General features: G+C 34.2%; 28 protein-coding genes. 11 read left to right on the top strand and 17 right to left on the bottom strand.

Annotated elements, in window-relative coordinates; all coding sequences use genetic code 11:
* The first annotated feature begins 3 nt into the window (after positions 1 to 3).
* The 3 genes from BW926_RS10960 (at position 4) to BW926_RS10950 (ending at position 1,293) form a co-directional block, all read left to right on the top strand.
* Positions 4 to 318: a Crp/Fnr family transcriptional regulator gene (locus BW926_RS10960; protein ID WP_076447056.1), complete on the top strand. Its 315-nt coding sequence runs from the start codon at positions 4 to 6 to the stop codon at positions 316 to 318.
* Positions 319 to 366: 48 nt separating this feature from the next.
* A complete protein-coding gene (locus BW926_RS10955) occupies positions 367 to 576 on the top strand; it encodes a cyclic nucleotide-binding domain-containing protein (protein ID WP_076447055.1) in 210 nt (69 codons plus the stop codon).
* Between the two features lie 75 nt (positions 577 to 651).
* Positions 652 to 1,293 carry a hypothetical protein gene (locus BW926_RS10950; protein ID WP_076447053.1) on the top strand — a complete coding sequence of 214 codons (642 nt, stop codon included), beginning with the start codon at positions 652 to 654 and terminating at the stop codon, positions 1,291 to 1,293.
* 48 nt (positions 1,294 to 1,341) lie between these two features.
* Here the strand turns inward: BW926_RS10950 and BW926_RS10945 are convergent, their stop codons facing one another.
* The 5 genes from BW926_RS10945 to BW926_RS14685 form a co-directional block, all read right to left on the bottom strand.
* Complete coding sequence (locus tag BW926_RS10945; protein ID WP_143756541.1) at positions 1,342 to 1,914, bottom strand: hypothetical protein; 573 nt, start codon at positions 1,912 to 1,914, stop codon at positions 1,342 to 1,344.
* A 293-nt stretch (positions 1,915 to 2,207) separates the two neighbouring features.
* A complete protein-coding gene (locus BW926_RS10940) occupies positions 2,208 to 3,119 on the bottom strand; it encodes a TIGR01777 family oxidoreductase (RefSeq protein WP_076447050.1) in 912 nt (303 codons plus the stop codon).
* A gap of 26 nt (positions 3,120 to 3,145) precedes the next feature.
* Positions 3,146 to 3,490: a hypothetical protein gene (locus tag BW926_RS10935; protein ID WP_076447049.1), complete on the bottom strand. Its 345-nt coding sequence runs from the start codon at positions 3,488 to 3,490 to the stop codon at positions 3,146 to 3,148.
* A 7-nt stretch (positions 3,491 to 3,497) separates the two neighbouring features.
* Positions 3,498 to 3,650: an HPP family protein gene (locus BW926_RS10930; protein ID WP_083672309.1), complete on the bottom strand. Its 153-nt coding sequence runs from the start codon at positions 3,648 to 3,650 to the stop codon at positions 3,498 to 3,500.
* Positions 3,592 to 3,759, bottom strand: coding sequence for a hypothetical protein (locus BW926_RS14685; protein WP_317043268.1), 168 nt, complete (start codon positions 3,757 to 3,759; stop codon positions 3,592 to 3,594). The genes BW926_RS10930 and BW926_RS14685 overlap by 59 nt, the downstream gene beginning before the upstream one ends.
* Before the next feature lie 166 nt (positions 3,760 to 3,925).
* Between BW926_RS14685 and BW926_RS10925 the strand changes: the two genes are divergently transcribed.
* The 3 genes from BW926_RS10925 to hisS all read left to right on the top strand — a co-directional run bounded on the left by BW926_RS10925 (position 3,926) and on the right by hisS (position 6,241).
* Entirely contained in the window at positions 3,926 to 4,258 is a 333-nt protein-coding gene (locus BW926_RS10925) for a single-stranded DNA-binding protein (RefSeq protein WP_076447047.1), read from the top strand.
* On the top strand, positions 4,258 to 4,728 hold the full coding sequence (locus BW926_RS10920) for an HRDC domain-containing protein (protein WP_228403438.1): 471 nt from the start codon (positions 4,258 to 4,260) through the stop codon (positions 4,726 to 4,728). Before BW926_RS10925 ends, BW926_RS10920 begins: the two co-directional genes overlap by 1 nt.
* A gap of 163 nt (positions 4,729 to 4,891) precedes the next feature.
* Positions 4,892 to 6,241, top strand: coding sequence for a histidine--tRNA ligase (gene hisS, locus BW926_RS10915; protein ID WP_076447046.1), 1,350 nt, complete (start codon positions 4,892 to 4,894; stop codon positions 6,239 to 6,241).
* 305 nt (positions 6,242 to 6,546) lie between these two features.
* Here hisS and BW926_RS10910 read toward each other — a convergent pair whose 3' ends face one another.
* From BW926_RS10910 to recQ, 5 genes are all read right to left on the bottom strand, one after another.
* Positions 6,547 to 7,371, bottom strand: coding sequence for a CvfB family protein (locus tag BW926_RS10910; protein ID WP_076447044.1), 825 nt, complete (start codon positions 7,369 to 7,371; stop codon positions 6,547 to 6,549).
* 228 nt (positions 7,372 to 7,599) lie between these two features.
* Positions 7,600 to 9,003 (bottom strand): dihydrolipoyl dehydrogenase, encoded by a 1,404-nt coding sequence (gene lpdA, locus BW926_RS10905; RefSeq protein ID WP_076447043.1) that lies wholly within the window; start codon positions 9,001 to 9,003, stop codon positions 7,600 to 7,602.
* A gap of 232 nt (positions 9,004 to 9,235) precedes the next feature.
* Positions 9,236 to 9,598 (bottom strand): hypothetical protein, encoded by a 363-nt coding sequence (locus BW926_RS10900; protein WP_076447041.1) that lies wholly within the window; start codon positions 9,596 to 9,598, stop codon positions 9,236 to 9,238.
* 40 nt (positions 9,599 to 9,638) lie between these two features.
* Complete coding sequence (locus BW926_RS10895) at positions 9,639 to 10,718, bottom strand: glycosyltransferase (protein ID WP_076447040.1); 1,080 nt, start codon at positions 10,716 to 10,718, stop codon at positions 9,639 to 9,641.
* A 234-nt stretch (positions 10,719 to 10,952) separates the two neighbouring features.
* Entirely contained in the window at positions 10,953 to 13,157 is a 2,205-nt protein-coding gene (recQ, locus tag BW926_RS10890) for a DNA helicase RecQ (protein WP_076447038.1), read from the bottom strand.
* A gap of 157 nt (positions 13,158 to 13,314) precedes the next feature.
* On the opposite strand from recQ, the gene BW926_RS10885 reads away from it, so the two are divergent.
* From BW926_RS10885 to BW926_RS10875, 3 genes are all read left to right on the top strand, one after another.
* A complete protein-coding gene (locus BW926_RS10885) occupies positions 13,315 to 14,274 on the top strand; it encodes a KpsF/GutQ family sugar-phosphate isomerase (RefSeq protein WP_076447036.1) in 960 nt (319 codons plus the stop codon).
* Between the two features lie 134 nt (positions 14,275 to 14,408).
* Positions 14,409 to 15,236 (top strand): twin-arginine translocase subunit TatC, encoded by an 828-nt coding sequence (tatC, locus tag BW926_RS10880; RefSeq protein ID WP_179078009.1) that lies wholly within the window; start codon positions 14,409 to 14,411, stop codon positions 15,234 to 15,236.
* 200 nt (positions 15,237 to 15,436) lie between these two features.
* The gene (locus BW926_RS10875) at positions 15,437 to 17,068 is read left to right on the top strand and encodes a M1 family metallopeptidase (RefSeq protein WP_076447035.1); all 1,632 of its coding nucleotides are present in this window, start codon (positions 15,437 to 15,439) and stop codon (positions 17,066 to 17,068) included.
* 58 nt (positions 17,069 to 17,126) lie between these two features.
* Here BW926_RS10875 and BW926_RS10870 read toward each other — a convergent pair whose 3' ends face one another.
* Complete coding sequence (locus BW926_RS10870) at positions 17,127 to 17,555, bottom strand: hypothetical protein (protein ID WP_076447033.1); 429 nt, start codon at positions 17,553 to 17,555, stop codon at positions 17,127 to 17,129.
* A 321-nt stretch (positions 17,556 to 17,876) separates the two neighbouring features.
* Entirely contained in the window at positions 17,877 to 18,314 is a 438-nt protein-coding gene (locus BW926_RS10865) for a hypothetical protein (protein WP_076447031.1), read from the bottom strand.
* 443 nt (positions 18,315 to 18,757) lie between these two features.
* Here BW926_RS10865 and BW926_RS10860 point away from each other — a divergent pair, with 443 nt between their 5' ends.
* Entirely contained in the window at positions 18,758 to 20,617 is a 1,860-nt protein-coding gene (locus tag BW926_RS10860; protein WP_076447030.1) for a M61 family metallopeptidase, read from the top strand.
* A gap of 141 nt (positions 20,618 to 20,758) precedes the next feature.
* On the opposite strand, the gene BW926_RS10855 is transcribed toward BW926_RS10860, so the two are convergent.
* The 4 genes from BW926_RS10855 to BW926_RS10840 form a co-directional block, all read right to left on the bottom strand.
* Positions 20,759 to 21,913, bottom strand: coding sequence for a sensor histidine kinase (locus BW926_RS10855; RefSeq protein WP_410493255.1), 1,155 nt, complete (start codon positions 21,911 to 21,913; stop codon positions 20,759 to 20,761).
* A 6-nt stretch (positions 21,914 to 21,919) separates the two neighbouring features.
* Positions 21,920 to 23,290 (bottom strand): D-alanyl-D-alanine carboxypeptidase/D-alanyl-D-alanine endopeptidase, encoded by a 1,371-nt coding sequence (gene dacB, locus BW926_RS10850; protein WP_076447026.1) that lies wholly within the window; start codon positions 23,288 to 23,290, stop codon positions 21,920 to 21,922.
* A 141-nt stretch (positions 23,291 to 23,431) separates the two neighbouring features.
* Positions 23,432 to 24,124, bottom strand: coding sequence for a dipeptidase PepE (pepE, locus tag BW926_RS10845; protein WP_076447025.1), 693 nt, complete (start codon positions 24,122 to 24,124; stop codon positions 23,432 to 23,434).
* 274 nt (positions 24,125 to 24,398) lie between these two features.
* The gene (locus tag BW926_RS10840) at positions 24,399 to 24,884 is read right to left on the bottom strand and encodes a YdeI/OmpD-associated family protein (RefSeq protein ID WP_076447023.1); all 486 of its coding nucleotides are present in this window, start codon (positions 24,882 to 24,884) and stop codon (positions 24,399 to 24,401) included.
* Positions 24,885 to 25,103: 219 nt separating this feature from the next.
* On the opposite strand from BW926_RS10840, the gene fsa reads away from it, so the two are divergent.
* Positions 25,104 to 25,757 carry a fructose-6-phosphate aldolase gene (fsa, locus tag BW926_RS10835; RefSeq protein ID WP_076447021.1) on the top strand — a complete coding sequence of 218 codons (654 nt, stop codon included), beginning with the start codon at positions 25,104 to 25,106 and terminating at the stop codon, positions 25,755 to 25,757.
* 55 nt (positions 25,758 to 25,812) lie between these two features.
* On the opposite strand, the gene BW926_RS10830 is transcribed toward fsa, so the two are convergent.
* Positions 25,813 to 26,731 (bottom strand): GLPGLI family protein (locus tag BW926_RS10830; RefSeq protein WP_143756540.1); only part of this gene is annotated, 919 nt, incomplete at its 5' end.

Below are 26,731 nucleotides of genomic sequence, written 5' to 3'. Positions count from 1 at the left end.
AATATGAATGCAGAAAGACTGATAAAAAATATACAATCCAAAATTAATTTAGAAGAATCTGACATACCAAAAATATTATCCTTCTTTGAGCCTCTTATTGTGAAAAGAAAAAAAGATTTGTTATTGGAAAATCAATATAACGGTAAATTGATATTTATTGAAAAAGGATTCTTATATACCTATAAAACATTAGAAAATGGAGAAGAACAGGTCATTCAATTTGCTAAAGAAACAGATTGGATGTCTACTTTATGTAGTACTCTGACTGATCCTAAAACACCTTATGGCGTTAGGTCCCTTGAAGACTGTGAATTATGAACTATTACTAAAACTGATTTTGAAATAATTCATCAGCTTGTTCCTAGCATGGAAAAATTTTCAAGGGTTCTGTTCCAGTCAGAATATGCAAATTCAATTCTGAGAATTTCAGAAATCTATTCTACCGATGCAGCCTCAAAATATAAAGGATTATTGGATAAATATCCAGATCTTATACAACGCGTCCCTCAATATCTGATAGCCTCCTATTTGGGTATTTTACCATCATCACTAAGCCGTATCAGAAGTCAAAAGTAATTTATTAGCATAAGCGAACTTTTTCCGATTTCTGCAAACCTATCTTTGTCCTGTTAACATTAATAGAACATAGATATGAAACTTAAAAAGTCTAACAAAGTAATGATTTTGGCTGTAATATGTATTTCAGCGGCTACTGCAATATTCTCTTTCAAAAATAAAAAAGATGATTATAAAACCGAACAGCAAAATATGATTAGGTTCCACCTGGTAGATTTCGTAGGATGGAATACTAATATGAAAGCATTGGAATATTACCATTCTAAGAACATTAAGGCCTTTAATTCCGGCGGGATAAATACGGTAGGGCTGCATGACCATATTAAAAGTTTTGAGCCATTGATAAAAAAAGTGGGAACCAGCATCAAACTAGGACAGCATAGCCCTAATGTTGCCAGAGGAAAATGGGTAGGAGTAGTAGGAATCCAATATCCTGGAAAAGAAAAAATGGCTACTGTAGCAAAATGGGAAAATGGGCTTATTACCGAAGAATATATTCTGTTTGGAGGGCAGTTGTCTTCAGAAGAAGCTTCAAAAATAAAGCTGTCAGCAAAACCCATAGCACATTTTGAAAGTCCTGATGATGAAACATTGGCCAATTCGGTAGATATACAACCAGGTTGGAGCTGTACTCTTCAAATGGTAAATGGAGTAAGAACCGCTATTTTCATAAAAAAGGTAAACGGAAAAGAAACAGAAAGAATGGCTTTCCAATAAAAAAAGGCAGAAGTTTCCAAAACTTCTGCCTTTTTTTAAAATAATAAACTAATCCTGATAAATATGACTTAGCTTCGAATCTTTTATAAAACTTTCTATAGAAGTATTTTTATCTGCATTTTTGTTCGTCAATTCAAAATAATAAACCTCCATATTCGGAAATTTTGGGTCTTTGCAGAAAATTTTAAATCTTTTTACTGTTGGATCCGGACTTAAGTATAGTAGTTCAGAAGCATCGCTTAATTTAATATTATTCACTTCGAAGGCGTCTTTCCAGTTTTTCTGAAGCCGGGCAAACCTTTTCTGAGTCCTGTCACTGTCTTCATTTTCAAATTTATCGATTTGAAATTCCGTCAAAAGCTGTGGATATACCAAGCCCTGCTGTAATATCAACTTGGTAATTTTATCAGATTTATCATAATTAATAATCTTAGTATCAAATAATACTTGATTATCTTTTACAGCAATATTTCCTGAAAATTTTTTATAATTTTTCTTTTTATAATTGTTGTTAAAATGTTCAATAACAGCCTTATCTTTTGGGCCTGGCTTTTCGGTTTTTTGTCCAAAAGCAGGTAAAGATAATGCCAAAGAGAGACTAAACGATAGTAGCAGCTTCATACAATTTGTTTTAAATGGATTTCTCTTTTTCCAGCAAAGCATTTGCCAATCCTTTCGAATCGAAAATTTTTAACAAAGACTTTATACAAAGACCTGAATAATTTTTATATAATATTTTAAATTCTGATGTTTTGAAGCACCATAATGATTTTTGCATATTTGATTTTGCCACTTTCAATCATCGAATAGGCCTAATCAATGGGAATTTGCAGAACTTTAATATCTTTTCCCTTCCTCAAAAAGGTCCCTGCCATCAGCAATTTTCATTTCGGAAGAATATTCAACATCATTTATCAACCATTATTTTTAAGCAAATCTTTCAAAGCCATTGCAAGATCAGGAAATTCAAACCGGAAACCGGCTTTTTGAATTTTCTCTGAAGAAGCTCTGGAGCCTTCCAGCAAAGCATCCGCTAGCTCTCCGAATATCATTTTTAAAACAAACGTGGGGACATTCGGTATAAATAAAGGCTTGTTTAGAATTGTGGCTATTTTTTGGGTTAAATCTACATTGGTAATATGCTCAGGCGCAACAGCATTATAAGCTCCGTCAAGATGTGAATTTTTTAAAGCAAATTCATACATAGAGCAAATATCTTTAATATGGATCCAGGGCATATATTGCTTTCCGCTTCCCAAGGGTGATCCGATACCCATTTTTATAGTGGGAATCATTTTTTTTAAAGCACCCTCTTTTTCTGAAAGCACTACGGCAGTCCGTATCTTTACAACGCTTTCCGCAAGATTCTGTTCCTTAAATTGATCTGCTGCCCTTTCCCAGAGAACAACCACTTCACTTAGAAAATCATTTCCCGGAGGATCATTTTCTGTAAAAATTTTATCTGTAGTTTTTGTACCGTAGTAATTTATTCCTGACGCAGAAATGAAAGATTTTAGTTTAATATTCTTTTTTTGTAAAATATTTAAAATTAATTCAGCTGAATCTACACGGCTCGAGATTAATTCTTTTTTTCTTTCATCAGTCCAGCGTTTTTCGGCGATATTTGCTCCTGCAAGATGAATAATATGGGAAACGTTGTCGAAAGAAGCTTCATCAACAGTTTTATTTTTAATATTCCATTCAAATTCATTCTCCCGGCGTTTTTTTCGAGTTAGAAAACGGATGGTATACTCTTTCTCGAGCATCTTTGAAAGCTCTTGGGCAATCATTCCGCCGGCTCCGGTGATCAGGACATTTTCTTTCATCTTAATAATTTTAAGTTTAAATACTTTTATGCTTGATTTTTTACAATCAAAACAAAGTCGTCATCTAAAAGTTTATAACCGTAATCATAAACGAATTTGTATTCGGAACCGTTTTTATAAACTCTTAAATTTGTAAAATATTCAAAATCAAAACCTAAGCCTTCTAGTCTAGATTTTGAAACCTTGGTTTTACCATCTACATTTATTTCCACCAAAATTCTGTAATTTTTACGAAGCTTGTTATTAATATTTCGCATCAAATTGCTGGAATCCTTATTTTGCTTATTGTTATAGGCGTTCCGGCAGGCATCGTTGCAGAATTTTTTATCTGACCGGCCAATAATTTTTTCGCCACATTCGAGACAATTCATAATTTTTTTATTTTTTCATTTTGTGCGGATGAGTGTGTTTTTTCTTAAGCAGTTGTTTGAACCTGAAGTGAGAAGGATAGCTCCTGTTTGAGGTAATATTATTAAAAAATAATGCCACAAGCAATAATATAATACAGCCCGTCAAAACCGGTGAAACCATATACCAAAAGCCAAGTTCGGGGATTTTTCACACCTGGTTCAATATCGTGTTCTTTTTTAATAAGGCCCAGATTAAACGGAAACTCAAAAATATTGATGTCTTTTTTCATATAATATAGCCTCAAAGATACAAAATTATCCGTTTGCAAACGACTACAAATGAATTTAAATAGTTTTCTACCGGTTAAGACTTCCCACGCTTACCATCTTTGCATCAGAGATTTGAGAAAATAGTGAGCGTCTCTTATCTATTAATTTAACTTAAAAAAATATAATATGTCACTAAGAAACAAAGTTACCCTGATCGGGTACACAGGAAGAGATGTAGAAGTGGTAAACTTCGATAACGGAAGTATAAAAGCAAGTGTATCATTGGCTACCAGCGATCATTATACCAATGCAAAAGGAGAAAAAGTAGAAGAAACCCAATGGCATAATATAATCGCATTTGGGAAAACGGCGGAAATCTTTCAAAAGTATGTCCCAAAAGGAAAGGAAATTGCCGTGGAAGGAAAACTGACGTACAGATCATATGATGATAAAGATGGTGTAAAGAAATATATAACTGAAATAAGGGTGGATGAAATTCTTCTTTTAGGAGGCAAATAATGGCAAAAACGCAAATGATGAAAGTAAAAATTTTTAAAATCAGATTGGAAGAAAATTTTCTTTATGATGATCAGAGATCGCTGGACGCTTTCTTAGAATCCAACGATATTATAAAAGTGGAAACGGCTTTTGTAAATGATGAGAATTATTGGTCAGTGGTCTTGTATTTTGATGAAATAAAAGTTGTACAAAATACAGTAAAAGAATCTAAAGCAGTAAAATACTCTGCGGATAACGATGAACTTTCTAATGATGAGGATAAAATCTTATATGCCCTGAAAGAATGGAGATCTGAGAAAGCAAAAGAGCAGAACCTCCCGTCTTATTTTATTGCAACCAACAAAGAGTTGATGTCTGTTGTAAAATATAAGCCGGCGAAAAAGGAAGAATTACGTGATATTAAAGGCTTTGGAAAGCATAAAATAGAAAATTATGGTGAAGAAATTCTTGAGATTTTAGAAAGTATTTGATTGGGGCCGGAAACACAAGTAAATCAATATAGAAAGGCCGGGGAGAATAAATATCTCTGGCTTTTATTGAATGAATTATAATACAGGTTATTTGTACTTAAGTCTTTTCAATTCCTTATTTTTGCAGTACTTATAAATTAATTATCATTTATCTATTATAAAAATGAAGCCAAGTTTAGCAAAAGGGACGAGAGATTTTACGGCACTGGAAGTTGCAAGAAGAAGATTTATCATAAATACTTTACAGAGAAACTTCGAATTGTTCGGGTTCCAGCCATTGGAAACGCCAAGCTTTGAAAATCTTTCAACATTGACAGGGAAATATGGGGAAGAAGGTGACCGCCTGATTTTTAAAATTTTAAATTCAGGAGACTACACTTCAAAAGTACATCCGAAAGACTGGGAAAATAAGCATCATCAAAAGTTGACTGCCCAGATTTCAGATAAAGCCCTTCGCTATGACCTTACCGTACCTTTTGCAAGATTTGTGGCGATGAATCACGGGCAGCTGACCTTTCCTTACAAACGTTATCAGATTCAGCCGGTTTGGAGAGCAGACCGTCCTCAGAAAGGAAGGTTCAGAGAGTTTTATCAATGTGATGCAGATGTTGTAGGAAGCGAAAGTCTTTTGCAGGAGGTAGAGCTGATTCAGCTGTATTTAAAATCATTTGCAGATTTAAATCTTTCTGTAACTGTTCATATCAACAACAGAAAAATTCTTTCAGGTTTAGCCGAATATGCAGGTATTACTGACAAATTAATTGATTTCACGGTAGCTCTTGACAAGCTGGATAAAATAGGAAAAGAAGGAGTTATCAAAGAGCTGCTGGAAAGAGAGATTTCTCAGGAATCAATCGATAAGCTTGACTTCCTGTTCACACAGTCTGATGATGTTTTGGAAAATCTTAATCAGTTAAAAGTAAAGTTTGCGGAAAATGAAATAGGATTAAAGGGCGTTGAAGAGCTGGAAACAGTGATTACTCAATCTTTAAACCTTGGAGTGGATATAAAAAATCTTGTATTTGATATTACTTTAGCAAGAGGACTGGATTATTACACCGGAGCGATTTTCGAGGTTAAAGCCAATGATGTCCAGATGGGCTCAATCGGCGGAGGTGGTAGATATGATAATCTTACGGAAGTTTTTGGAGTGAAAAATATTCCAGGAATAGGGATTTCTTTCGGATTGGACAGGATTTATCTTGTCATGGAAGAGTTGGGACTTTTCCCAGAGGAAGCAACTTCGAAAGTAGAATATTTATTTGTAAATTTTGGAGGTAATGAAATTGTGGAAGCTTTAAAAGTGATCAGACAATTAAGAGAAAAAGGTATTTCTGCAGAGATTTATCCTGAAAATGCAAAGTTGGGAAAACAATTCACTTATGCAGAAAAGAAAGGCATTAAAAAAATTGTTTTCCTGGGAGAAGAAGAAATTAAAAATAAAAAGGTTACCTACAAAGATCTATTGACTGGCAAACAGAAAACGGTTTCTTTGGAAGAGTTCGCTAAATAAATTAGATACAAAAAATTTTGAAGTGACAAATAAAGTTAAAAGGAATAAGGCGGCTTCTTTTTTATATATGGGTAGTGTCTCCCTAACTGTGTAAGTTAAAAAGTTATTCTGGAAAATTTTGAGCCCTTATAGCTCAAAAACTTTTACGGAAATAACTTTTTATTATTTTTAACCATTACATAGTTATGATCGACAAAGAAGATTTACTAAACAACAAGGAATCTTTTTCGGTAACCTAATAATCTTTTCCTCTTAAGTAAAAAGCATTACAACTTGAATAGCCGAAATTTCTACCTATTTTTATTTTATAGTAATTTAATCTTATCGTCTAAAATATCGATGATTTTATCTTTATAAAGTCCTCCGATCGCCTTTTTAAAGTTCTTTTTACTCATCTGAAGTTCATCTTTAATCTCTTCCGGAGAAGATTTGTCTGAAATGTAAAGCAGACCGTAGTTTTCTTCTAATTTATCTACGATCTTCTTTTTAAATTCATCAATATTTTCAAAGCCCTGCGGCTGTAAAGAGACATCTATTTTCCCATCTTCCCTGATTTCTTTAATGTAACCCACTTCTTCAGATAAGGGATATAATTTTTTGAAAACGTCGGAAGCATAGATAAGCCCTATATATTCTTTATTGATCACCACATTCCACCCTAATTCACTTTCATTCATCATGATCAGATCAACTTTATCTCCTTTTTTGAATGGCAAATCCTGATATTGTGGGTTTCGCTTAAACTTTGTTGTTCCGGTAATTAATTCTAATTCTTCATCAATATAAATATAAACCAGATATCTTTTACCTTCAATGATCTTTGTTTTCTGCTGCTTGTAAGGAATGAACAAGTCTTTAATAATTCCCCAATCCATAAAAGCACCGCTTGGAAGGCTCTGAACACAACTCATCACCGCAAATTCACCTACTTCCGCTAAAGGTATTTCCGTTGTAGCCTTTAACTTATTATCATCCTGATAAATAAAAGCATCAACTTCATCATCAATTTCTTTATCATCCTGAATGAAAATTTTAGAAAGAAAAGCTTTTTCTCCTGATTCGTCCGTTAAGATCCATCCTGAATTATTTTTGTCTGAAATTTTTAAAGTCTGAGTTTTCCCTATTTTCATGAATGATAAATTAGTCTGCAAAGGTACGGAAATTTTAAGCTAACGGCAAAGAAGGTGAAGAAGCTTTGGAATGTAGCTTCGAGTATCTCAACCACCAACGAGATATTTTCAAACTCAGAATCATCTTAGTGATATAGGCACTTGAAGCCACCATTTAAAAACAAAAAAGAGAGACAAATGCCTCTCTTACTTTTAAATATCTAAATGATTAAACCTTTTAATCGAATATTACATATGAATTGGTCTTTTTTCCGTAGCATCCAATGCTGCTTCTTTAATAGCTTCGGCATACGTCGGATGAGCGTGAGAACTTCTTGCGATATCTTCTGCACTAGCGCGGAATTCCATTGCAATTACACCTTCTGCAATAAGATCAGCAGCTCTTGCTCCTACGATGTGCATTCCTAAAACTTCATCAGTATTTCCGTCTGCGATAATTTTAACCAAACCATCAACATCACCACTTGCACGGCTTCTTCCTAATGCTCTCATTGGGAAAGTTCCAACTTTGTAAGCTACACCTTCTTCTTTCAATTGCTCTTCGGTTTTACCAACTCCGGCAACTTCAGGCCAAGTGTAAACAACACCAGGAATTAGATTATAGTTAACATGAGGTTTTTGTCCAGCCAAAGTTTCAGCAACGAAAACTCCTTCTTCTTCAGCTTTGTGAGCCAGCATTGCCCCTTTGATAACGTCTCCGATCGCGTAGATGTTTGCAACATTGGTCTGTAAGTGATCATTTGTTTTTACTCTTCCTCTCTCATCTAGCTCAACACCGGCTTTTTCAAGTCCAAGCCCGTCTGTGTAAGGCTTTCTACCTACAGAAACCAGACAGTAATCACCTTCTATTATTACCTCATCTCCTTTTTTATCTTTTGCTGTGATTTTTACTGTATCTCCATTTCTTTCAACCGCAGAAACCGCCGTAGAAAGCATGAACTTCATACCTTGTTTTTTAAGAACTTTAGTTAATTCTTTACTTAAAGCTCCATCCATTGTAGGAATAATTTTATCCATAAACTCAACCACAGTTACCTGAGCGCCTAATCTTAAATAAACTGAACCAAGCTCAAGACCGATAACTCCACCTCCGATAACTACCAAATGTTTAGGAATTTCTTTAAGATTTAAAGCTTCCGTAGAAGTAATTATTCTTTCTTTATCTAAAGTGATGAAAGGCAAAGTAGATGGTTTTGAACCTGTTGCAATAATTGTATATTTAGATTCAATCGTTTCTGTAGAACTATCGTTTTTCGTTACTTTGATCTGAGTGGCAGATTCAAAGCTTCCAACTCCTTCAAAAACAGTGATTTTGTTTTTGTTCATCAGATAGCTGATCCCGTCTGTATTTTGTTTGATTACCTCATTTTTACGTTCAATCATTCTTGTGATATCAGCTCGAGGTTCATTGATAATGATTCCGTGATCTGCAAAATTGTGTTTTGCATTTTCAAAATGCTCAGAACTATCCAAAAGCGCTTTTGACGGAATACATCCTACGTTAAGACAAGTACCTCCTAAAGTTGGATATTTTTCAATAATTGCTACTGTGAAACCTAATTGTGCAGCACGGATTGCTGCAACATAACCACCAGGACCAGAACCGATTACGGTAACATCGAATTGACTCATATTATTTTATGAATTTGTTTATTATTATCTCTTTAATTCTTACAAATTTAACGATTAATTACCATGTGAGAAAGTGAGATTTGGCAATTTTTTTGAGATGATTTAAAATTATATATTTTAAATTAAAACTAAGTTTGACATGCTTCGACAGGCTCAGCATGACACCTCTGCAATTAAGCCGCTGAATTAAGCAGTTAGTATTAGAGATGTCATGCTGAGTCTGTCGAAGTCTCTATAACATATACGAATCCACATTCAATTTTCCCTGCCCGAATATACCTGTACTGTTAAAATAAGAACCTCCATACAGATACCATTCAAGATTTTCTAAGAATTCTATTGCATTTTTGGGAGTAATTTCCGGGCGTTCTTTTTTGGAAACTATTCCTCTGTACCATCTTCCGGAGCGTGAATAATGCTCATATTCAACAAGATAATTGATCCATATCCTCTGGCATAGTTTACACTGTAAAATACTTACTTTCGCATATCTTCCGTTCGTATGATGTATTCCTAATTCTGAGCTTCTGAAATCGGTATCGGCTGATAAATCTGGTTTTTCACACACACATCCTATTCTAGGAATTTTCTTCATTGACGATTTTTTAGTATAAGAAAAATTTAAACCTGAATAATTATTTCATTAGATCTAATAAAACCTTTTCGTATTTATTTAAAATAATATGCTTAGAAAATCTTGATTTTATAGAACTTTTGATGGCTTCCTTATCATAATTTCCATGAAGTATTCTCATGATCTTTTGTGAAAAATCTTCGTGGTTGTCGATGTCTGCTATTTCCCCGTTGATGTCATTCTGGATGATCTCGTTAATCCCACCCGGACAATTATTGGCCAGGGCATAAGTTCCGCAGGCTCCGGCTTCCAGTAAAACATTTGGAAAACCTTCGTATCTGGAGGAAAGGATAAACAAATCTGCATACTTCAAAAACTGGTAAGGATTCTCCTGTTTTCCATGGAAAATTACATTTTTAAGATCCAGAAAATCCTTCATCTGATGCAGCATTTCCCGGTCTTTACCATCTCCTAAAATATGAAGCATAATATTCTCATTTTTAAGTCTGGAAAAAACTTTTAGCAAATTATCAAAGCCCTTTCTGGCGGATAAGTTCCCGATAGCTACAACATGTTTATAATTATATTTAAAGCATTCAGGTTTAGACGAAGCAGCCAGCTTTTCATCAATAAAATCAAAATCTACGGGATTATTTATTTTGACAATTTTACTTGATTTAATTCTAAAATTCTTCATTAAATCTTTCATCATATCATCACTTTGAGCAATAATCTTATCGTAATTATTGTAAAAATTATAGAAAAATTTTATCTCTTTTCGGGTGACGTGCTCCGAAACGACATTGGTTTCCCTTGCTATAAATTTCGTCTTCGAAAAAAGCTTGATAAACAATGATAAATATGCATTTACTTCTCCAAATCCTGAAAAAACAATATCTGGTTTTCTTCGATAAATTTCTCGTAGAATCGGTTTTAAGGAATGCCTGATCCTTTCGGTATTTACATCAATAATTTCCACATCTTTTTTTACGAAATTGAGATAACCTCCCTGCTTGCGTAAGAGCAAAATTTTGGCTTCAAATCGATCTCGGGAGAGGTGATTTGCAATAGTGGTTACAATTCTTTCTGCGCCTCCGGTTTCCAAATCCGGCAGAATAAAAATTACGGAAATCTTTTTCATCAATGTAAAATTAATAAAAAGTTTTGGTAACTTCTGATCCCAACTTGTAATTAATCATTTTTAACTAAAAAACTAAATACAATTTAAATTTTTCTATCATCAAGCTTGTCATAAAAATCGGAATGACAAACTATATGTCAAATTTCATCAAATCATTATTTCTTTCAAATAAAAAGAAACTCTTTCCAAGGAAGAATTTCTTTCAAAATTATATCATTACTATTTAAAATAATTTTAGTTCGCTACATCACTAATGAATTTTATTCTCAACATTCTTACTTCTTCATCAGACAATTCATCTCCGAACTCATCCAGTAAAACTTTCATGCTGTCACTTTCAGATTCAGTCATGAATTCCATGAAACCGTCCACAATATCTTCATCAAAATTGTCTTCAATATAATAATCAATATTTATTTTAGTTCCCTGATATACAATACTTTCCATTTCTTTCAATAATTCATCCATTGAAAGATTTTTGGCCCTTGCAATATCCTCAAGATCAATTTTTTTATCGGTACTCTGAATGATGAAAACTTTATGGCTGGATTTATTCGCAACCTGCTTCAGTACCATATCCTGAGTACGTTCGATATTGTTATCTTCTACATATTTGCTGATAAAATCGGCAAATTCTTTACCGTATTTTTTTGCTTTTCCTTCACCAACTCCGTAAATCTTTGTAATTTCCTCAATTGTAATCGGATATTGAACCGTCATATCTTCCAAACTCGGATCCATGAAAACCGTGTAAGGCGGAATTCCGTGATTTTTTGCAACTTTTTTACGTAAATCCTTTAATAATGCAAATAAATTCCTGTCTAATCCACTTCCAGACTGCTGCTGGGTCTGATCACTTTCTGCTTTAGCCTGAGTGAGATCAAACTCTTTGTCTTCCGCAATCAGGAAAGAATGTTCCAGTTTACCATTTAAAACCAGCCTCCCTTTTTGAACAATTTTTAAAACACCATACATTTCAATATCTTTTTGTAAAAAATTCTGAACCGTTGCCTGTCTTAAAATAGTTTTCCAGTGGTTATCTTTTTCCTCTTTTCCGAAGCCGAAATAAGAGCTTTGTTCCAGCTTGTAAGATTTCGATACCGCAGTTTCTTTTCCTGCAATCACAGAAATCAAATCTTTAGCCTTAAATTTTTCTCCCGTATCCCGAATCAGTTCAAGAACTTTTTTCAGATCATCCGTGGCATCCTTTAATTTAGGTGGGTTTGAAGAATTATCACACATTTTGGCACCCTCTCCATTTACTGGATCAAAATTTTCCCCAAAATAATGTAAAATATACTGTCTTCTGCTCATTGAAGTTTCGGCATAGCCAACGACTTCATTCAAAAGCTGCAATCCGATTTCCCTTTCTGAAACGGGTTTTTGTGCCAGGAATTTTTCCAGTTTTTCAATATCCTTAGGATCGTAAAATGCCAGACAATGACCTTCTCCCCCATCCCGGCCTGCGCGGCCTGTTTCCTGGTAATAGCTTTCCAGGGATTTTGGAAAATCGTAATGAATCACAAAACGTACATCAGGTTTATCGATTCCCATTCCAAAAGCGATGGTTGCTACGATTACGTCTACTTCCTCCATCAAAAATTTATCCTGATTGGCCACCCTCATTTTTTGATCTAAACCTGCATGATAAGGAAGAGCATTAATTCCGTTCACCTGTAAAAGCTGGGCAAACTCTTCAACTTTTCTTCGGCTTAGACAATAAACAATTCCCGATTTTCCTTTATTTTGATTAATAAATTTAACAATTTCTTTATCGACATTGATCTTTGGCCTTACTTCATAATACAGGTTCGGCCTGTTGAAGCTTTCTTTAAATATCAAAGCATTTACCATTCCTAAGGTTTTTTGGATATCATCTTGCACTTTAGGCGTTGCAGTAGCAGTTAAAGCAATTACCGGAACATCAGCAATTTTATCAATAATCAATTTTAAATTCCTGTATTCCGGCCTAAAATCATGGCCCCATTCTGAAATACAGTGCGCTTCGTCAATAGCAAAAAAAGAAATTTTCACTTCCTTCAGAAAGTCAAGATAGTCTTCTTTAATTAATGATTCTGGAGCCACGTAAAGGAGCTTTGTCTTACCGTTTTTGATGTCATCGAAAACCTGCTTAGTCTGTGTTTTATTTAATGATGAATTTAAAACGTGTGCTACTCCATCATCAGGTGAAAGACCGTTTACTGCATCCACTTGATTCTTCATTAACGCTATTAAGGGCGAAACCACTATTGCCGTACCTTCGGAAATAAGTGCCGGAAGCTGATAACAGAGAGATTTCCCCCCACCTGTCGGCATCAGGACAAATATATCCTTACCATCTAACAGGTTTTCTATGATCTGTTCCTGCTGGCCTTTAAAAGTAGAAAACCCGAAATATTTTTTCAGTTCGCCTGATAAATTGGCATTTTTTGCGCTCATCTAATTTTCTATTGCTAAATTTGCATCTAACCCAAAGTTATGAATTTTTCACTTAAAATAAAAGTGATTTAGTTTATAAAAATAAAACTTATATTAATTATTCTTTTTAAAATATAACATTTTTTAAGATTTTTTTTGTATAGCCAATAAAAGTAAAATGGAAAGAGCCAACATTATTTCAATTGCGAAAACTACTCTAGAAATAGAGATTTCGGAACTTGAAAAACTTAAAAACAGACTTGATGATCAATTTGCAAAAGCAGTAGAAATCATACATTCCGCAAAAGGAAAGCTCATTGTAGTAGGTATCGGAAAATCTGCCCACGTCGGAAATAAGATTGTTGCAACACTCAATTCTACGGGAACGCCTTCCCAATTTCTTCATGCCTCGGAAGCCATCCACGGAGATTTGGGAGTGATCCAGAAACAGGATGTAGTATTGTGTATTTCAAATTCCGGAAATTCTCCGGAAATTGTAAATCTTGTTCCTTATCTGAAAGATTATTCTTCTTCATTAATAGGAATGACAGGAAATAAATCAAGCAAGTTGGCAGAATTTTCTGAAATTATATTAGACACTCACGTTGATATGGAAGCCTGCCCGAACAAACTGGCCCCGACAAGCTCAACAACCCTTCAAATGGCTCTGGGAGATGCTTTAGCAATTTCTTTAATGGAAATGAATAACTTTAAAGCAAATGATTTTGCAAAATTCCATCCGGGAGGAAGTCTGGGAAAAAACCTCATTTCAAAAGTGGATGATTTTTTATCTTCACAAAAGCCCCAAGTAACGGAAAATGATACGGTGAAAGATGTCATTATTTCGATCAGCGGTTCCAGGCACGGGATCACCGTAGTGACCAATGAAAATGAAATTATAGGCGTTATTACCGACGGAGACCTTCGAAGAATGCTTCTGAAAGGGGATGATATTTCTAAAGTTTTAGCAAAAGACATCATGTCTGCCTATCCAAAAACGATTGAAAGAACTACTCTGGCAAAAGAAGCCATGAAGATTTTAAAAGAAAACAATATCGGACAGCTTGTTGTAACGGAAAACGGAAAGTATTTCGGGATTATTGATCTCCATAAGCTGCTGGATGAGGGGATTAATTAGAAACTAGATTAAAGGTTAGAAGTTAGAGTTAGTAAGTATACAATTTAGCTGTAATAAATATTCCAAGCTAACCTTTAATTTCTAACTTCTAATAAAATATTTCATAAATTTGAAGCCTTAAAAAATATAATTCTGTGAGTGATGCTAAAGACATGTCTTTCTGGGGACATATTGGAGAATTAAGAGGTCACCTCATCCGATCCATTATTGCTATTATTATTGCTGCAATTGCTATCGGCTTTAATATTAACTGGATCATGGACCACATTTTTTTCGGGCCTACCAGAAATGATTTTGCAACCTTTAAAGTGGTCAATCATTTTTCTAAATTGATTTTAGGAGAAGAGAGCATCCATCTTCCGAAAGATTTCCCGGTGCGTGCCAGCAAGCTTTACCAACAGTTTAATGTGATGATGGCAGTTTCTATTTTTGGCGGAATTGTCGCTGCATTTCCATATATTGTTTGGGAACTGTGGAGGTTTATCAGTCCTGCCCTGCATCCCAATGAAAGAAAAAATTCAATTTTTATTATCAATTCTGTTTGGATTTTATTTATGACCGGAGTTTTATGCGGATATTTTTTAATCCTTCCTTTTGCTGTTAATTTTGGGGTTATTTTTAAAATTTCAGATATTATTATTCCTCTTTACGATCTGAGTGATTATACTACTTTGTTTCTGCAGGTCGTTTTGGGTATGGGAGTCATCTTCCTTTTTCCGATACTTATCTATTTCCTTACCACAATTGGGATTCTGACCCCGATGTTTATGAAAACTTATCGTCGGCATGCTATTGTATTGATTATGGTAGTAGCTGCAATTATCACTCCTGCAGACGTCCTGAGTATGCTAATGGCTGCTTTTCCATTGGTTTTATTGTATGAATTCAGTATTTTAATGTGTTCATATACCTATAAAAAGGTACAGAAAGCAGCAGGAAATCTACCAGTAGTTCAAAAGTAAATTTTTAAATTTAAAATATTTTTCCCGTAGATTTTTCTGCGGGATTTTTTAAACCTTCAAGGTTTTCGAAGCCTTGAAGGTTTGTTTACCTGTAACAAAAAATTATTCTTTTCGTCTAATTTAAAAGACGGTAATAATTTATATTTCTAAATTTTACAATCAATTAATTCTTTATTTTTGAAATATTAAGTTAAATTCAAATGAAAAAGTTTTCCTATACACTTCTGTTTGCATCGGGATTGGTTTTCGGGCAGTTTTTTGAAAAGAATAAGACCTTTACAAAACAGGACACCTTAAAGGGTTCCAACACATCATTCCGAGATTTCTGGGATGTCAGGAAATATAACCTTTCCGTAGAACCCGACTTTGTACAAAAAAGTATAAAAGGAAACAATATCATTAGCTTTGAGATCATCAGAGACGTTACCAGCCCTACTTTCCAAATTGACCTCCAGCAGCCAATGAAGGCTGATAAAGTAGAAGCCAGTTTTCCGGTTTCAGAATATAACCAGGAAGGCGATTTTATTTGGATCAAAACCAATAAAAATTTTAAAAAAGGAGAAAAATACACCATTAATGTAACCTATTCCGGAAACCCAACCATTGCAAAAAATGCACCGTGGGACGGAGGATGGGTTTTTACCGAAGATGAAAAAGGAAACCCGTGGATGAGTGTGGCAGATGAAGGAATCGGTGCTTCGATCTGGCTTCCTACAAAAGATATCTGGAGTGATGAACCGGATAATGGTGTTATTATGAGAATTATCACTCCAAAAGACCTTGTAGGTGTAGGAAACGGCAGGCTGACCGAGAAGAAAACGAACGGCGACAAAACTACATATACCTGGGAAGTCAAAAACCCAATCAACGCCTACTCTATTATCCCGAACATAGGAAAATACGTGAATTTTAAAGATACCTATAACGGAGAAAAAGGAAAGCTGGATCTTGATTATTGGGTGCTGGATTATAATTTAGATAAAGCTAAAAAACAGTTTCAGCAGGTAAAACCAATGCTTTCCGCATTTGAATACTGGTTCGGGCCGTATCCTTTTTACGAAGATTCTTATAAATTGGTAGATTCGCCGTACTTAGGAATGGAACACCAAAGCAATGTGGCTTATGGAAATAAATATTTGAACGGATACCTTGGTAGGGATCTTTCAGGAACAGGCGTTGGGTTGAATTGGGATTTTATTATTATCCACGAAAGTGGGCATGAATGGTTTGCCAATAATATTACGGCAAAAGATCAGGCGGATATGTGGATTCATGAGAGTTTTACCAACTATTCTGAGGTTTTATTTACCGAAAAATATATGGACAAAAAATCTGCTGATCTCTATGCTGTCGGAATTAGAGGAGACATAAACAATGATATACCGATTATCGGAAAATATGGAGTGAGAAATGAAGGCAGTGGAGATATGTATCCAAAAGGCGCAAGCATGATCCACACCATTCGTCAGGTTATCAATAATGACGAAAAATTCAGGCAAATTTTAAGAGGTCTGAACAAAGATTTTTATCATCAGACGGTAAATACGAAACAAATTGAAGATTACATTTCAAAAAAATCAGGGATTGATTTTTCAAGTGTTTTTAATCAGTATTTAAGAACGACAAAAATCCCGATATTAGAATATTCTCAGAAAGGAGAAGATCTGAAGTTCCGATATACCAATACTATTAAAAATCTGAAGCTGCCTATCAGAATCGACGGTGAGCAAACTATTAACCCGACAGAACAATGGCAGACCATCAAGCTGAAAAAGGGCAGCCCTGTAAAATTTAATGAAGCTTATTACATCAATTATAATAAAATTCAATAAAATAAAAAGACCGTTTCTTGGAAGAGACGGTCTTTTCTTTTTTTAATAATCTTTTTTATTAATAAGTTAATTTATACGTTGTAGAAGCATCAAGATTCTGCCCCATAGCCGTTTTTTCACTCATCAGCTTATCATCTACATAAATTTGTACTTTGATGATCGATGCAGGATTTGTTCCGGTAGCTTTTATATTTAATGATGCCGTATTTGTTGTTCCCATACTGGCATTAGTATAATACTGAGTAGAAAATACTGGAACATTAGCAACTACAGCTTTGTCAGACATTTCTACAATATCATAGTATGTTCCGCTTGTAATGGTACCTCCCATAAAGATTTCAGCTTTGTAGGTAATTTTGTGGGTAGCTGACGGAGTTACTTGATAGTCATCATTTGAACACGATACAGCTGTTGTGAATAATGCACCCGCTACAACGGCAGTCAGTGCTCCTCTAAAAAGACTTGAGCTTAATAATTTTTGTCTCATAATTTATATTTTACCACAAAGAAACAAAACATTGGACATTTATATCACATTTTAATGAAAGTTTATGATTTAGACAAAATATCTTAATTTATTATAAAATTATATAAATCTAGATAATTATTATTTAATTAAGAAAATTTCGATAATTATTTTTACGATAAAATAAATTAATATGAAAAAAAATATTTTTAATATGGAAAAAAAATTCACATTCATCTTTTATGTTAAACAAAAATGAATATAAAAACCTGACAATTTAAAAACTGTCAGGTTTATAAAAAGCCTCTATGAAAGAAAGAGGCCTATTTCCTTATTTTAATTTTAGTATACAAATTCTATTTGAGTATCTGCGCTCAAATTCTGCCCGGTAGCTACCTTCTCAGATTTTAGCTGCCCATCTACATAAATTTGAATCTTCAATTTAGAAGAGGCATTAGCTCCTGTAGCGTTTACCAGTAATATAGCAGGATTTTTAGTTCCTTGTCGCAAAGAGGTTGATTGTTCATTAGACCATTTATCACCACCAGCAGGAATATCTGACAATACAGGTGTGCCATCACTTTTTCTTTCTAGCGGAAATGCCGCATATTTTCCGTTTGTAATAGTACCTCCGGTAACTTCGGCTTTATATGTTATTTTATGGTTCACTTCCGGAGTATCGTCTGATCTGTCGCAAGATGTTACTCCCATTAATAATACTCCTGCAAATAATGCAGATTTTGCTGCAATAGAAGCAGACTTTAAAAAATTGTTTTTCATTGTTGTATTTTTACGTTAATTTTTGTTGTCAAAATTTGTGCCAAGATTAATCGTTTCATCTTTTGCCTTACCATAGCTTCTGATAGTTCAGACCTTGCCACTCCAGGTACGAGTTTTAAAAAATTGTTTTTCATAATTTTAAATTTTAATTACGGTAGTAAAACGACCCGTTTAAAATTATATTGTGTATAAAAAATTTGTTAATTTAAAATTGATAACTTTAAATTTCTATAAAATTATTTATTATTAGTAAAAAAAACAGGATACTTTATTAAATAATTAACAACAGTATTTATTTTAAAAATTTTTATTATTTTTTTGTTTATTTAAATCTTTTATTTGTTGTTGTTTTTAACATATTATATCATTTTTTGTAATTAATTGCTGAATATTTGTAACAAAACCAATTTATATGCAACTATTTATGCATATAATTTAAATCAATGAGAAAAATTGCAGTAAGCTTAGGGATAGCCGCCGCTTTCCTTGTGAATGCCCAATCTATCAAAACAACAATCGACCTCGTTCATGTAAAGAACGATAAGGTGGCAGTTACTATGGAATTTCCTAAAATGAAATCAGGCGATGTAAAATTTCATTTTCCCAAAACGGTTCCCGGAACATATTCTGTAGATGATTACGGAAGATTCGTGGAAGGCATTAAATTTTTTGATAATAAAGGAAAAGAGCTTGCATTCACAAAAATGAATGACAATACCTACTCTCTTAAAAATGCCCTGGCTCTAACGAAGATCACCTATTTAGTCAATGACAGTTTTGACGATGAAAGAGAATCTTCAGAGCATGAAGCCGTGTTTTCCCCATCGGGTACTGATATTGAAGCCGGGAAGGTTTACCTGATCAATACTCACGGATTTATAGGATATATAGACAATATGCAGGATGTACCTTATCAGCTCGTGATTCAGAAGCCAACAGATTTCTATGGCACAACAGCTTTGGTAGACCAGGATAAATCTGAATCTACAGATACTTTCACTCTGGCTAACTATGCAAAAGTTACCGACTCACCGCTGATGTATACAAAACCCGATTATATCACATTCAATGCAGGCGGGATGGATCTTGTTTTGGGAGTTTATTCCCCAACAGGAAAATATAAGGCTTCTGATTTTAAAGATAATCTGGAAAAAATGGTAGTGGCTCAAAAAAAATTTTTGGGCGATATGAATACCAATAAAAAATATGCAATCTTGCTTTACCTTTCCGGGGGTGACGGTCCGAAGGTCACAGGTTTCGGAGCACTGGAGCACCATGAATCCACAAGTGTAGTTTTACCTGAAATAATGCCGAAGGAAGCGATCGACAAAACTATTACGGATGTAGTTTCCCACGAGTTTTTCCATACGGTAAATCCTTTGAAAACGCATTCTGAAGAAATTCATTATTTCGATTATGCTGATCCGAAAATGTCTCAGCATTTATGGATGTATGAAGGAGGAACCGAATATTTTGCCAATTTATTTCAGATCCAGGAAGGCTTAATTAATAAAGATGAGTTTCTTGAAAGAATTAACGAGAAAATCAGCAATTCCAGGAATTTCAACGATACTATGCCTTTCACGGAAATGAGTAAAAATGTTCTTAAAGATGAATATAAGAACCAGTATAGAAATGTCTACGAAAAAGGCGCTCTTCTTGCAATGTGTCTTGATATTGAGCTAAGAAAATTATCAAACGGAGAGATGGGTTACCGTGACATGATCAGAAAACTGTCTCAAAGATTTGGCGAAAACAAGCCTTTTAAGGATGACAAATTGATTGATGAGCTGGTTGCCATTACGGGCTACCCCCAGGTGAGAGATTTTTACAATAAATACATAGCAGGAAGTCAGCCTACGCCATACACACAATACCTGAATATTGTAGGTGTAGAATTAAAAAAACAGGAAGCTCCATCTATTTTCTGGTTTATTAAAAATCCTCAGCAGACAATTTATGATGATAAGGATAATGCTTTTATATTTGATGAAAAATCTGCATTATCATCTTTCTCAAAAAGTATAGGCTTTAAAATCACAGACAAAATTGTTGCTTTAGACGGTAAAACAATTGACATTCAGAATATTCAGAATTTTATTGATTATGCTAAAACCATTAAGGAAGGACAGGATGTGACATTAACCGTTTTAAGAAAAAATGGCGACAAAACAGATAAAATCGACCTTAAAGGAAAAGCCATTTTAGATAAAATGACGGAAGAAATATCATTTCAGTTTAAAGCCAACCCTACTCCGGAAGAACAGAAACTACAAAATCAGTGGCTGACGGGGAAGAAATAAGTAGTAAAACAATGAAAAGTGGGGAATTTTTTCTTCGCTTTTTATTTTTAGACACGAATATCGCTAATATTTTTTTGCTAATCACAAGAATATTTAATTGTGTTTATTGATAAAAATAATTTGTATTATTGGTATTTAAGCTTAAGCTTTTTTAATAATAATTCTAAAAGTAGTCCCTTTTCCCACTTCTGTCTGAGCAATCCTGATATCACCGTTATGATATTCCTGCACTACTCTTTTTGCTAAAGACAATCCTAATCCCCAGCCTCGTTTTTTCGTCGAGTACCCGGGTTTAAAGGCATTTCTGGCCTGTTGCTTTGTCATTCCGCTTCCGGTATCCTGTACTTCGATCAAAATATTTTTATTTCTTTCAAAAACAGAAATCGAAATTGCCCCTTCCCCTTTCATTGCATCTACAGCGTTTTTCACCAGGTTTTCAATTACCCAGCTCATCAGGATTTTGTTGTGCGGAACTAAAATATTATAATTGGGAAAATGCAGCCCAAAGTTGATCTTTTTTGAAATTCTTGTTTTTAAATAATCATAATTCTCCTGGATTGTTTCATTGAAATTCATATCATTTAATTCAGGTACAGAACCGATTTTTGAAAATCTTTCGGAAATGGTCTTTAATCTTTCTATATCTTTTTCTATCTCATGAACACCTTCAGAATCAGGAGTATCGAGCTTCATAATCTCCAGCCATCCGATCATCGAAGATAAAGGAGTCCCAATCTGATGTGCCGTTTCCTTTGCCAGTCCGGCCCAGAGATAACCTTCATCCGTCTTTTTTATTGTTCTCAAAAACCAAAATGAAAACAGGAAATAACACAAAATAAAAAATCCCAGAATATATGGAGAATAGCGTAAATTATTTAGTAACCGCGAATTATCATAAAAAACCAGCTGCTTGTTTCCTTTTACAATTTCAATCTCAATGGGTGTATAGCTTTTCGACATTTTCTTTGCTAATGCTACAATCTGGCCGGGATCATTTTCAATATCCTGAGGAATGTTTTTATGTACCATAATCTGATCATTCTTATCCAAAATAATCAACGGAATCGTCGTATTCGAGCTATAAATCTGAAGAAGCAATGCCTGGACTTCCAGATTGGGATTTTCTACTTCCTGTTGAAACCTTAATGCACTTACCAAAATATCAACCCTTTTAATCTCCTCCTTACGAAGGAAATTAATAAGAACGGTAAAAGCAATAACAATCGTGAGAACAACAATTGTCATTAACGAAAAAATAATCCAGTTATTAAGCCTTGCAAATATTGATTTTCTCAAAGCAGTTTATTTTAAAACATTCAGGATTTTCTGCAGCTCTGAACTTCCGCTTCCCTGATAATTATTGATAATGATTGAAAATACATATTTTTTTCCTTCTTTTGATGTGTGATAACCTGCAAAAGACTTTGTATCTTTCATTGTTCCACTTTTCATTTTCATTCCGTTTTCATGTATCGGGAAGCCGTCAAAATAAGATTCAAACCAAGGCTGTTTCTTTGCGTAGAGTAAAGCCTGGACTTCTGCTTTTGCGGATGCATAATTTTGTGGTGAAAGCCCGCTTCCATCGGCAAAATTAATCATATTCTGGTTAATTCCTTTTGATTTCCAGAAGTCTTTTAGAAAGGCTACTCCGCTGTTAAAACTAGGATTTCCACTTTTCTCCTTACCTAATGTTTTAATAATGGTTTCCCCGTAAAAATTAATGCTTTTCCTTAAAAGCCAATAAATAATTTTATCTAAAGTTGGAGATTCATTGGTAAGAATTACATTTTCTTTTGGAACTTCTAATGCTTTTTTTCCTTCGATTTCGAGTTGGGAATTGGTTATTACTTTACCTGAAAAATCAATTCCGGCCTCTTTCAGCGATTCTCTGATTTCTACACCCAGCTGTAAAGGTGGATTGGGGGTAGAACCTGAAACGGTAACCGTTTTTGAAGGCAAAGTTCCGTTGATCAAAGCTACGTTAGAATGCGGTGCCGTGAAGATCAGGCTCTGGTCAGAATTTCCGCCTACTTTAAGGTCATTCAGCCAGTTTACCCCTTCCAGCGGATAAGAAAAGCTCTTGAATTCTGATCCGTTAATATTGATATCAAATTGATTTTCACGCCAATTGATCCCCCAGACTCCGGCTCCGTAATAATTTCCCAGATCGTTCCACGGCCATCCTCCGGGAATGGTTTGGTGGTCAAAATAAGAATCATCAATAATGAGGTCTCCGGAGATTTTTTTAATTCCGAACTTTTTTATGGATTCTATTAATTTTTGTTTAAATTTTTCAGGCTTGCAAGCTTCATATCTCCAGCTTCCCAAGGTTGGATCTCCTGTAGAAGTCACGAATAAATTTCCTTCTAAATTTCCGTTTGAAATTGTTCCTGAATAGCTTGAAGTTGTTTTATAAGTATAATTTTTTCCTAGAGTTTCCAAAGCCGCTGCTGCAGTAAATATTTTCTGCGTTGAAGCCGTAGAAAGGCCTTTACTTCCCTGATAATCATAGATCATTTTTCCACTCTCATCAGAAACATAAAAGGATAAGCTTGAGGAAACAGCTTCCGAAGAATTCATTAGATCTTTGGTAGCCGCATCAAGCTTTTGAGTAATATTTTGGGCAAAAATAATTTGCGCTGATAATGCAAAAACTACGAATGTTTTTCTCATTGCGTTTTGTTTTATAAACTTTACATGGGAGATGCTTCGACGTTAATTGAAACCGTTAGCATTAGCGTTGTCATACTAAGCCTGTCGAAGCATTTTCAATATTAATTAAATTCTTTAATTCAAATATAATTAAAAATAAAATTACAGTTCAGAACCGACCTCAATCTCGTAAGGTTCTTTTCCTTTTTCAAAAATCCTTGTGAATTCACTTCCTTCAACGGTAATTTTTACACCTATTTTCCTAATCCAGTTTCCTTCCCGAAGTCCGACAACCTTTAAATTATTTTGAGTCAGAAATTCTTTTATCCTTGTTTCCCTGGTTTCTCCATTATGTTTTAGTTCAGGATTAGGATCAAGATAATGCGGGTTGATATTAAACGGAACTAATCCCATACAATCAAAACTTGACGGATAAACGATCGGCATATCATTCGTGGTCTTCATATTCTGGCCACCGATATTACTTCCAGCACTGCATCCTAAATATGGCTTTCCGGCTTCTATATTTTTTTTTAATACAGACATCAGGCCTTCTTCGTGTAATGTTTTTACCAGTAAAAAAGTATTGCCGCCGCCTGTGAAATAACCTTTTGCATTGTTTAGGGCTTCGATTTTATCTTCAAATTCATGTACTCCCCTTACCTTAATATTAATGGTTTCAAAAAACGAGCGGGCTTTTGCCGTATAGTCGTCATGGCAAATTCCTCCGGGACGTGCAAACGGGATGAAAATGATCTCGTCAATGTCTTTATACAGCTGAATTAATTCTTCTTTTAAATATTCTAAATATTCTCCTCCGAAAAGTGTGGAAGTGGAAGCCAGTATTATATTCATAAAAAAATATTTCTTTAAATCATTTACTACAAAGATAACGGAAAGAGCAACGAATCAAAAATTTAGATAAAAAAATCATTAATTTCGTTAATATTTTCAAAGTAAGATTTTACCATTCTACTGCTAGTAAATAAGTCTAGATTCCTTTCGGTATGACAAACTATGGTTTAATTTAGAAACTTTTTAATTGAAGCTTTAATTACCAGTTTACTGGTGGGAAGTTGCTTAAAAACAAGTTTTAAAATTGAGCCTTTGAGTTTAAATATAAATAAATTTACTTGATTGTTTTACCGAAAAAATCGGTTTCTCCTTTTAGATGACTGAGGATTTTTTTAATATTCCTGTTGATGCTTTCTTCGGTTTTTAAATTATTGATATACCGGATTAATTCCAACCTTCTGGAACGACTCAATTTTTCAAAATTTTCTGATGCCATCGGGCTTTCCTTTATCATTTTTTCCAATTTTGGATGAATAGAAATGATTCTGTCTGAATCATCATACTCCACAAAAACCTCGATGATTTCACCAATCCTTTTTGGAGAGTTTTTAAGCATGGTTAAATTAATGTACAGCCGCCATTCTCCCATATATTTCATCAAATTCTGCCTGAATTCTTTATCATTTACCGTTCCTTTTACAGGAATCGGGCTTTTATTTCTCCCCGATCTTTCGAAAATTTCATTTAAAATTTCTTCAGGAATGTATACAAAAGGATTGATTCCGATGATTTTCAGTTGGGCTATGAATGAGTTTTTCATTGATTTTTGCTACAGGCTATAGGCTTTATGCAATAGGCTAAAATTAATAATTATTATTACAATAAAACCACCCTGTCAAAAACTCTTTGAATTTTGTCACCCTTCCCAAGATAAAGAGCAAAGAATCAAGAACCAAGAACTAGGAAACAGAAACTAGAAACAAAATTTTCCACTCAAAATGGAATGACTATCTTTGCACGAAATAAATCTGTAAAACAAATGAAATTTTTTATTGACACTGCTAATCTAGAGCAAATCAAGGAAGCTAAAGACCTTGGGATCCTTGACGGAGTAACAACCAACCCTTCATTAATGGCTAAAGAAGGAATTCAGGGAGCCGAAGCAATTAAAAATCATTATAAAACCATCTGCGAAATTGTAGACGGTGATATTTCTGCCGAAGTACTTTCTACTACGTACGAAGAAATGATTAAAGAAGGTGAAGAGCTGGCAGCAATCCACCCGAATATCGTGGTAAAAATCCCAATGATTAAAGACGGAATCAAAGCTTTAAAATATTTTTCCGATAAAGGAATCAAAACCAACTGTACTTTGATTTTCTCTGCAGGACAGGCTCTTTTGGCTGCTAAAGCGGGAGCAACTTATGTTTCTCCTTTCCTGGGAAGATTAGACGATATTTCAACAGACGGATTGAACTTAATCCAGGAAATCAGATTGATTTTTGACAATTATATGTATGAAACTGAAATTTTAGCGGCTTCTATCCGTCACTCTATGCACATTATCGACTGTGCGAAAATTGGTGCTGATGTAATCACTTCACCGCTTCCTCCAATTTTGAGCTTATTAAAGCATCCTTTAACGGATACCGGACTGGCTCAGTTTATTGCCGATTCTCAGAAGCTTGCTTAGGAATTTATAATATAGATAAAATTTCGGCGCGGAAGCTTTGCTTCCGCGCCGAAATTTATTTTAAAAGATCAAGCTCCAGGAGATTATTGTTTTTTGCATTTTCTTCATTCACATTTCGTTCCTGATTTCTAAGATGTTGTTCTATATCTAATTGCTTTCCATTTTCATCGGTCATCATTATTTTCGTTCCGCCAGCCATCATTTGACGTATACCTTTTGTTGGATTATTCCTGTTTTCGATGAATGCTTTTTTATATTTTCTTTCATTTAGCTGAATCATGTTTCCGAATCTTTGTTTGTTCTCTTCACTTATCCACTCTTCATTTGCTCTCAAATTCCTGATCTCTTTTAAGATAAAAGAATGTGATTTTGTTTTATCTTCAATTTTTATAATTAAACCTGGTAAGCCGTAAAATTTATATGGCCCATCCTGAATAGGAATATCTGTAACAAACCAAGCTGTCCATTGTCTTCCAATAAAATCTGCTTTTGCTTTTTGTGTATTAAATTCACCAATCTTCTCTTTTTCTGGTAGAATATTCCAGCTTATTTTTCTCTCGTCTGAAACTTTATATTGATCCATATCAAGCCGGTTAAAGAATAAAGTTTTATAATCAGGGTACGACTTTTCGACTACAAAAGAAATTGTTCCGAATTTGATTTTTGAAAAATCCCTATTCCCCATTTTATTCTGAATCTGAACTAATGAATCCGAAACAAACATATCCCTGCTGTAAAACTTGGAGCCTTTTTTTGAAACATCGAGAAACATCATTTCTACTTTGGATTCATCTTTTTTGGTAGAATCTGAAATGTACTTGTATTCATACACAAAACTTTGATTTTGAGCATTAATCATAATTCCTAAAAATAAACTTAGAAGTTGTTTAAACTTATTTAGACAAAAAAGTTCCAAGAAAATTAGCAATTTTGGATTGCAATTTAAAAAACTAATAATCTGGAACTCATCAGTA

Origin of the sequence: Chryseobacterium sp. RU37D (genome assembly GCF_900156075.1) — a bacterium.
Lineage (GTDB): Bacteria > Bacteroidota > Bacteroidia > Flavobacteriales > Weeksellaceae > Chryseobacterium.
Note: the sequence above shows the minus strand (reverse complement) of the source record. Positions and strands in the feature narration are given on the sequence as shown.